At 48.9% G+C, this 8,481-nt stretch carries 5 protein-coding genes; 2 read left to right on the forward strand and 3 right to left on the reverse strand.

Annotation, left to right across the window (positions count from 1 at the left end; genetic code table 11):
• Positions 1-243: 243 nt before the first annotated feature.
• The gene (locus V6C93_RS00750) at positions 244-1,809 is read right to left on the reverse strand and encodes an NAD(P)H-hydrate dehydratase (RefSeq protein ID WP_333474724.1); all 1,566 of its coding nucleotides are present in this window, start codon (positions 1,807-1,809) and stop codon (positions 244-246) included.
• Between the two features lie 192 nt (positions 1,810-2,001).
• On the opposite strand from V6C93_RS00750, the gene V6C93_RS00755 reads away from it, so the two are divergent.
• Entirely contained in the window at positions 2,002-4,026 is a 2,025-nt protein-coding gene (locus V6C93_RS00755; protein WP_333474725.1) for an MASE1 domain-containing protein, read from the forward strand.
• 155 nt (positions 4,027-4,181) lie between these two features.
• Here V6C93_RS00755 and V6C93_RS00760 read toward each other — a convergent pair whose 3' ends face one another.
• Both V6C93_RS00760 and V6C93_RS00765 read right to left on the reverse strand, forming a co-directional pair.
• Positions 4,182-5,057: a hypothetical protein gene (locus V6C93_RS00760; protein WP_333474726.1), complete on the reverse strand. Its 876-nt coding sequence runs from the start codon at positions 5,055-5,057 to the stop codon at positions 4,182-4,184.
• Positions 5,058-5,091: 34 nt separating this feature from the next.
• Complete coding sequence (locus V6C93_RS00765) at positions 5,092-6,315, reverse strand: RNA-guided endonuclease TnpB family protein (protein WP_333474727.1); 1,224 nt, start codon at positions 6,313-6,315, stop codon at positions 5,092-5,094.
• Positions 6,316-6,584: 269 nt separating this feature from the next.
• On the opposite strand from V6C93_RS00765, the gene V6C93_RS00770 reads away from it, so the two are divergent.
• Positions 6,585-7,601 (forward strand): aspartate carbamoyltransferase catalytic subunit, encoded by a 1,017-nt coding sequence (locus V6C93_RS00770; RefSeq protein ID WP_333474728.1) that lies wholly within the window; start codon positions 6,585-6,587, stop codon positions 7,599-7,601.
• Positions 7,602-8,481: the final 880 nt, after the last annotated feature.

Here is an 8,481-nt window from a genome sequence, read left to right on the forward strand (position 1 = left end):
CATTGTTCTAACCAATCCTCGAACAGGGTGATCTGTGCCGTTGTGGGTTTAAGCTTGAATTCGTAGGTCAGACTCAACACTTACATTACCTCCTTGTTTCCAGTATAGAGTTTTTTACAAAATCAATGAGCGTTTCTTAAAGCGCCACAGCACACACAAAAGCCGTCCTGGAAGGACGGGGCTTTCAACCCAATTTTTTTGGTAAAAAAAATAGGTATTCTTCAAACGGGAAGAGAGTAAGTACTAAGGCATCAGCAACGTTGATCGCACTACCTGCGTTAAATATTGTGTCAAGGTAAATGCATCAACCCCTAACTCAGTCCTCTCTTGAGCCGCTAAAATACCGGCTTGAGCGTGCCACCAAGCCGCCGTTGCTACGATCGCTTCTAAAGGCTGTTCACTCAAGGATGGATAGGCCACTAGACCTCCGATCAATCCGGTTAGAACATCCCCACTACCACCACGAGCAAGAGCGGGCGTACTTTCAGGAATCAGCCACACAGAGCTTCCAGCATGAGCGATTGCCGTTCTCGCCCCTTTGAACAACACCACTGCCCTACTCAACTGGGATGCTTTCCAAACAGCACTTACTCGATCTGGCAGCAAACTCGCTGAGTCGGGAAATAAACGTTTGAACTCACCTACATGAGGGGTTAAGACGGTAGGCGTCTTACGCCTCAACAAGGTTGGGATGGTTCTCAGTTCGGCAAGGATGTTTAAGGCATCCGCATCTACTACTAAAGGGCATTCAGCTTCTAAAACATGCTGTACCACAGGTTTAGCTTCCCGTGTCAAACCAGGGCCACAAGCGATCGCACTATAATCTCCCAAATCAATTGATTCGGGTAAATGGGCGATCGCTCCCTCTGGAGTTTCCGGGCAACCAATAATCAATGCCTCTGGCAAATGACTGACCAGCAAAGGTTTAAGCGATTCCGGTACGGCGATCGAGAGCATCCCCACCCCACTGGCACGCGCTCCCAAACCCGTCAAAATCGCTCCTCCCGCATATCGGCGTGAGCCGCAAATTAGCAGCAGGTGTCCTTCTTTATACTTGTACGTGACCGCCGGACGAGGCAATGGGAGGTAGTTTCGCGCCATTGTCGCGGTCATCCTTAGCATCCCTGCTGGTTGTCCCAGAATTGCCCAGACATCACTGGGAGGGATACCAAAATCAATTAACTCGGCTTCACCGATATACTCCAAAGCTTGATCTTGTAGAAAGGCGAGTTTCCACAACCCCAAACAAAAGGTACGGGTCGCACGTACCGCCGTTCCCAGTACTTCTCCGGTATCGGTATGGATACCCGACGGCAGGTCGATGCTGACAACGGGTTGTGACCACTGATTTAACTGCTGAATCGCATCAGCAATCTCACCAGAGATTGATCGCGTTTGACCAAACCCAAACAAGCCATCAATAATTAGGTCACAGTTCTGTAAAGGCTGAATCTGCTCATACACTGGAATACCCAAACTCGCGGCGTACTGGGTATGCTGAGAAGTCAGTTCCTTAGGCTTGGCGATCGGACGGTAAATCAGCACCTCGTAACCCTGCAAATGCAGCTCTCGCGCCACCACTGAAGCATCACCGCCATTGTGACCTGGCCCCACTAACACACCGATGCGGCGATAGCCAGAAAGAGGATAACGCTTCTGAATGCGACGGGAAAGCAACCCTGCAACTTTTTCCATCAATGCTGCAACTGGCATTCCTGCTTCAAAAATGCGCCCCTCAATCTCGCGCATCTGCTGGGCTGTTACTATGACTTGCTCGATTTGTTCTCGCCGATTTGTACTTTTTGTCAAGGCTTCCTTACCTAAAAAACCGACTATATCTACTCAACAATAGTGTTAGTTAAATGAAATCCTTCTTTAGCATAGAGAAGAGAAGGGAGTACAACTTTCAGCTTGATCGCTCACTAGCTGGGAGGCAACGCAGCCTGATCATTGTATCGTCAGAATCCAACTAGTCATATAGACTAAATTGACGCCACGCCCATGCCTAGGCAGCCTAATTCTATTACCTTTGTTCCCAAACGTTGGTGGTTCATTCTTCCCCTGGGTCTGTTGGTTTTGCTGTTCGCTCACGACATGGCTCTGATCTACCGGATTCAGCCAGCCGTGTCTTTGTGGTTTCCTCCCTCAGGTGTGGCGATCGCACTGACTCTCTGGTGGGGGCCTGTGGGAATCCTCTTGACGGCAGTATCTTCAATCCTCATAGCACCCCACTGGGGAAATGATGGCTGGACTCAAATCCTTAGTTTAACCGACGCGACAGAACCCCTAGTGGCTTGGTTTCTTTATCGCCGTTGCTTTTTGGCGACGCTGTCGCTGTCTCGCCTGAGAGATGCCGTCGCCTTTATCTTAAGTGCACCATTAGCCGCCTGCGCCACCTCCGCGATTGTCGGGAGTTTCACTCTAGTCGCTGTGGGCAAGATGCCTTTGTCAGATGTACATACGAGTATTCTGCACTGGTGGCTGGGTAATGCGCTGGGGACACTAGCGATCGCACCCACAGCCCTTTTACTATTAACCCCATTCTTGCAACGCTGGGGTTGGTTGCCGCTCCCTAACCCACCCAACGAACCGAATCTTGTCAGCTGCCGCCAATCCAGTAGCTTCTGGGCAGAGGTGGTGGCGATTGTGGTGTTCGCGATCGCCACAGCAGCACTTACCGTGTCAAAAAGCAATAATGCAGGCTTTGTGTTTCAGCAGTTCTCGTTTTTGGGCTTTATACCCATTCTCTGGGCTGCAATCCGCTTTGGAGTGACAGGCGGTACGCTGACTTCAAGCTTCTGTGTGCTGGTGACACTGCTTGCCTATCTCCTAAGTTACCCCCAGGCTGTCTCGTCGCCTAGCTTCCCTTTAGCCCCAGAAATCTTGTTTGTCCACAAACTCAGCTTGCTGGTGCAGTGCGCTGTCAGTTTATTGGTGGGATGTGCCACTACCGAACAGGAAGTGACTCAAGTGGCACAGGCAGTAGAAGGAGTAAGGCTTCTAGAGCATCAAGCTCGCGCCCAACTCAACGAACAGCTTCTTCAACTCAACAGCGAACTCAAAGAAGCGAACACGCGCCTCCAAGAATCGAATCGAGAGAAGGATGAACTGCTCTTGCGCGAACAACGTGCCCTCGCTGAAAGTGTTAGCGAAGCAGCACGAAGTGCAGAGGCACGAAAGGCAGCAGAAGCCGCCAACCGCATTAAAGATGAATTTCTCGCCGTCCTCTCCCATGAACTCAGAACTCCTCTCAATCCCATCCTGGGATGGTCAAACGTACTCCGAAGCCGTCAGTGCGATGCCGATACAACGGAACGTGCTCTAGAGACTATCGAACGCAATGCCAAGTTGCTGACGCAACTCATTGATGATTTGTTAGATGTTTCCCGTATTCTTCAAGGCAAGCTAAGCTTCAATGCCTGTCCTGTGAATCTGGTATCGACGATAGAAGCCGCCATAGAAACCGTATACTTGGCAGCCCAAGCCAAGTCTATTCAGATTCAGACTTTTTTTGACTGGAATGTAGGGCAAGTTTTGGGCGATCCAAACCGCTTACAGCAAGTCGTTTGGAATCTACTCTCAAACGCTGTTAAGTTCACACCGGAAGGAGGGCGGGTAGAAGTACGACTGTCAGTCATTAAAGGCTTGAAAGTTAACCAATTCAAAGCTGAAAGTTGGGAAGATAAGATAGGTGGCGACTCCAGCTTCGCACTACAACGTTCAAACCTACAACCTTTTAACCTGCAACCTTCAACTTCCTATGCTCAAATTCAGGTAAGCGATACAGGCGAGGGTATTCATCCTGATTTCTTGCCTCACGTCTTTGAGTACTTTCGTCAAGCTGATAGCACAACAACAAGAGTTTTCGGTGGACTCGGTTTAGGGCTAGCGATCGTCCGCCGCTTGGTAGAACTGCACGGTGGGACAGTCTGTGTAGAAAGTCCAGGAAAAGGATTGGGCGCAACCTTTAGCGTAACGCTACCGTTGATGGTTGAGCCGCCGTCCTGTAGTGAGAAGAATGTATAGAGTCGCCAAGGCGACTCTTGACTCTCGCCAAATACTGGAAGCTTGACTCGTCAATCTTTCTCCTTGGAGCTTACTCCTGCGGAGAACGCTGCGCGAACTGCCCTCTGCCTTTTGCTATACCAGGTAAGATTCAGTAATGGCTGACGATTCGCTCGTTAATTGCCGAAATAAACGCGAGCATCCATTCCTAGAGACCGAAAATAGTTACTCCATCGATCTGCCTCCTTTCGGCTATTAAAGGGGCCAACAGCAACATGAGAGCCTCTTGGCCCTTCTCGTTGGTTCACTGCACTCTCGCTAATTCCTAGGCGCATGACCTCAGCTGCAATGTTCGGTAAGTCTCTGCTGTTTCCTGGAATGACAACAAAATAGCCGCGTGAAGCGACGCTATCGGGTATGGAATCGCTGGCGAGTCTTTCAGGACTCTCTAGATCAATCTCACTACCAGTAGTGAGTGAGGTAACTGGCTGCTGAAAATTAGCCCCAATATTACCAGGGATGGGGGTAACTTGCGCTCGAATGCCGCTTGCTGCCAAAGTACGGACTCGTGACTCCGCGTTATAGGCATCAGAAAATATTCCCGCTTGAATCACTCTCTCTCCTCGCCGCACAAAGGCTCCTGGTTCAATCTGCCGCACTTGAGATAACAGAAAAGAACTATCCCCATCAATATCCACTCGGTAGAGATTGGAAGTTGGAGTGAGTCTACGAGATGGGAGGGATGCAGGAGGTGCTTGGAAGTTGAACTCGCGCTCAGGGAGAGGCGTATTGGGAGTTGTATTGGGAACTGTATCAGGTAATGTTGGGGGCGACGGCGAAGTCGGAACGTTAAACGTCGGAATGGATGAGGGGGAAGGGAAAGATGAGGGGGGCGGTAATTCGTCAAAGATTCGAGGTTCTGGCAGGTTTTGTTGGGCAGAAGCTGGAGCCAGATTGCTCAACGACCCACCCCCAAGCAGAAGCAATGGCAGCCAAAGGGGTGCCGTGACTTGTATTTGAGAACACCTCAATCGTTTAAACAGTCTGTTCATGACGGGAAATCCACCCGATTTGCTATTGACATCCTCACCGGCCTGAAGGCGCGGTGATTCCCAAGCCTCGCGACTTAGGTTTCTGCTTCTTTCCCTTACGGGTATTTCGCAGCTGCCTTTTAGGCTCATGCCTATCGGGTCTTATGCTCGCTCCACAGACTATCACCGCAAGTCCTGCGGCGAGAATATTTTGTGCGGCATTGATATCTCTGTCATGGTGTGTCCCACATTTAGGACAATCCCATTCCCGGATATCAAGCGGCAATTTATCGACAACGTGACCGCAGTTCCCGCAGCGCTTAGAACTGGGGAACCAACGGTCAATTTTGACCAGCGTCCGACCATACCACTGGCACTTGTATTCCAACTGACGAATCAGCTCCGACCAGCTGGCATCTGCAATAGCACCTGCCAGCTTGTGGTTTTTCATCATGTTCTTCACAACTAAATCTTCGACAGCAATCGTTTGGTTTTCACGTACCAGTCGAGTTGTTAGCTTGTGAAGTAAATCTGTGCGGGAGTCGGCAATAGCTGCATGGATGCGTGCTACTTGAAGCCTTGCCTTCTCTCGGTTATTGGAACCTTTGACCTTGCCAGACATGGCTTTTTGGGCTTGTCTTAGCTTAAATCTCAGTCGCTTGAAGTGTTTGGGGTTAGCAACCTTCTCCCCGTCACTTGTCGTAATCAGTGAGGTGATTCCCGCATCAATGCCTACAGCTCTATCTAGTTGAGGCAGGGGTTTAATTGTGTGGTCTTCAACCAAGAGGGAAACGAACCACCGACCCGATGCATCTAGTCTTACTGTTACAGTAGATGGCTCACAACATGTAGGCAGCGTTCGACTCCATCGAATAGGCAAAGGGTCATTACACTTTGCCAGCCACAACTGCCCGTCTTTCCATCGAAAAGCAGCACGAGTAAATTCAGCACTTCCCCCGTTTCTCTTCTTCTTGAAGTTGGGATACTTCGCACGACCTGCCCAGAAGTTAGTGAAAGCTTTTTGCAGGTTCCTCAAGCCTTGCTGAAGTGGAACGCTGCTCACCTCGCTTAAAAATTGCAAGTCTTCTTGCTGTTTCCAAGAAGTGAGCATCCCAGACGTTTGTTTGTAGTCAACTCGTTCCTTGCGTTCGTACCAAGCTTCTGTCCTGGTATGCAAGGCTTTGTTGTAGACCAACCGAACGCAACCCAATGTACGGCGCAAGAGTTGTTCTTGTTCCTGTGTTGGGTAAAAGCGATATCGGTAGGCTCTTTGAATCATGCCTTACATCCTACCATGTTCCCGGTAAAGCTATCCTGGAAGGACGGGGTTTTAAACCCATTTTTCTGATAAAAGTATCACAATCAGTTACCGACTAGAACCAAGACTGACCAAAACAGTGAACAGTTATCAGTGACCAGGGAAAGGCATGGCGGTCAGAAAGCAGCAAACTCCCTCAGATGTTAAAAAATGGGGAATATAACGTCCCCACCGCTCTGAAACTCCCTCGATCGCGGTATGTTGGCAATAGTTAGTTTTAACCCATCTCTATGGCTACTACCGTTTGGACACGCCGCCACGTTCTTGGGTTGGCTGATTTCACACCCGCAGAATTCGATACAGTCTTGCAAACGGCTGCCAGCTTTCGGGAGGTACTCTCAACGCGGACAAAAAAAGTACCCGCGTTGCAGGGTCATGTGGTTGCCAATCTGTTCTTTGAACCTTCAACTCGCACCCGCAGTAGTTTTGAACTCGCGGCAAGGCGTCTGTCTGCTGATACGCTAAACTTTGCAGCCGGTACCTCTTCCCTCACTAAGGGAGAGACCATTCTCGATACGGCGAAGACCTATCTAGCAATGGGAGCTGATATGATGGTGATTCGCCATCGGGAGGCTGGAGTACCCCATGCGATCGCATCTGAAATGAACCAGCTCGGTGTTCGGGTCAGCATCCTCAACGCTGGTGACGGACAGCACGAACATCCCTCCCAAGGATTGCTTGATCTATTTACGATCACATCCCTGATCGACTTTGAATACCCCCGCTTAGGGCTCCTGGCTGGCAAGAAGATTGCTATTGTGGGAGACATTTTGCACTCGCGGGTTGCTCGTTCTAATATCTGGAGTCTGACTTCGAGTAAAGCGGAAGTCCATCTTGCTGGTCCACCGACACTGCTACCTAAGTTGCTGGCTGAAATTGGCGATTCGTCAATCTCCAATCCCAAATCTCAGAGCCAAAATCGAAAGCTATTTCTCCATTGGGAACTTGAACCTGCTCTGAAAGATGCGGATTTTGTCATGACCTTGCGGTTACAAAAGGAACGCATGACTTCCCATCTGTTGCCGAGTTTACGAGAATACCACCAACACTATGGAATTACGCGCGATCGCTTAAAACTTTGCAAACCGGACGTTAAGATTCTCCACCCAGGTCCAGTCAACCGAGGGGTAGAAATTAGCTCTGACCTGATGGATGACCCACAGTTTAGTCTTATCTCCCAGCAGGTAACCAGCGGCGTTGCCGTCCGGATGGCACTACTATACCTGATGGGAAGCGGCAAGAATTAGTGATGCGCCAATAGCGAACAGTTGTGACTAGTTGTCTGGAGCGTTACTCGTTGGGAGTCAGTAGTTAGACGTAATTAATTACATAAAAAATGGGCTGAAAACTTTGTCTAGCAAGGAATCAGCATGTAATTAATTCTGTCCGGCTACTTAAAAATCCGTTCTACCAAGTTGCATTCAAACGTATGGCGCTCTCTTTCTCTTACCTCCGCGTCGTCTGTGCCTGGAGTGGTGCGTTAAATTCTACGTTATACTGCCACTCAGTATCACCTAATAAAGAGGCTTGCTCTCAGCTGAGGTTGAAATCTCCCAATGAAACTTGGTCACCCATTGCTGATAACTAGTGACTGATTTGTTGTTGCCTAAGTCAAAGTCTTAAAGTTCCGGTAAAATCGTAATACAAGTCTTTGGCTTGTATTACGAAAACATCCAAGAATATAACCAAATTAAAAGATATAAATAAAGATTAACACTGTATAATTTAAGACGAATATTACAGCTAAATCTTTGCAGGGTTAGCCATTGTTTACAGATGGCGATGAAACTCAATAGTGAGTAATAAAATGGAACTCTAGCTAGAGTTTGTATAAGGTTTAGCAAAACCTGCTAACTCCGGTTATCTGAATCAGGATTGCAGTGCATCGCTAGCCTGAGCATAGACTTCCTCATTGACCGCGAGCACACCCGTGTCAGTCAAATCTCTACACTACTTCGTTACTAGAGAAAACCTATACGCCTACAGACTGTTAGCGCCGTCTGGGGCTACACAAACGAACTCCGCCTGTGCGGACTTCCTCTCAACCCACGCAGATGATTTTTGTTTGTGTAGCCTAGACTTCTAATCGCTTAGTATTTCTAATGTTATTCAACTGAAGTCAAGCTA

The sequence above is a fragment of the Allocoleopsis sp. genome (genome assembly GCF_036703385.1).
Taxonomy (GTDB): domain Bacteria; phylum Cyanobacteriota; class Cyanobacteriia; order Cyanobacteriales; family Coleofasciculaceae; genus Allocoleopsis.

Coding starts and splice junctions, on each gene's coding strand:
- V6C93_RS00755 (WP_333474725.1), top strand. CDS start 2,002: ATGCCTAGGCAGCCTAATTCTATTACCTTTGTTCCCAAACGTTGGTGG.
- V6C93_RS00760 (WP_333474726.1), bottom strand. CDS start 5,057: ATGAACAGACTGTTTAAACGATTGAGGTGTTCTCAAATACAAGTCACG.
- V6C93_RS00765 (WP_333474727.1), bottom strand. CDS start 6,315: ATGATTCAAAGAGCCTACCGATATCGCTTTTACCCAACACAGGAACAA.
- V6C93_RS00770 (WP_333474728.1), top strand. CDS start 6,585: ATGGCTACTACCGTTTGGACACGCCGCCACGTTCTTGGGTTGGCTGAT.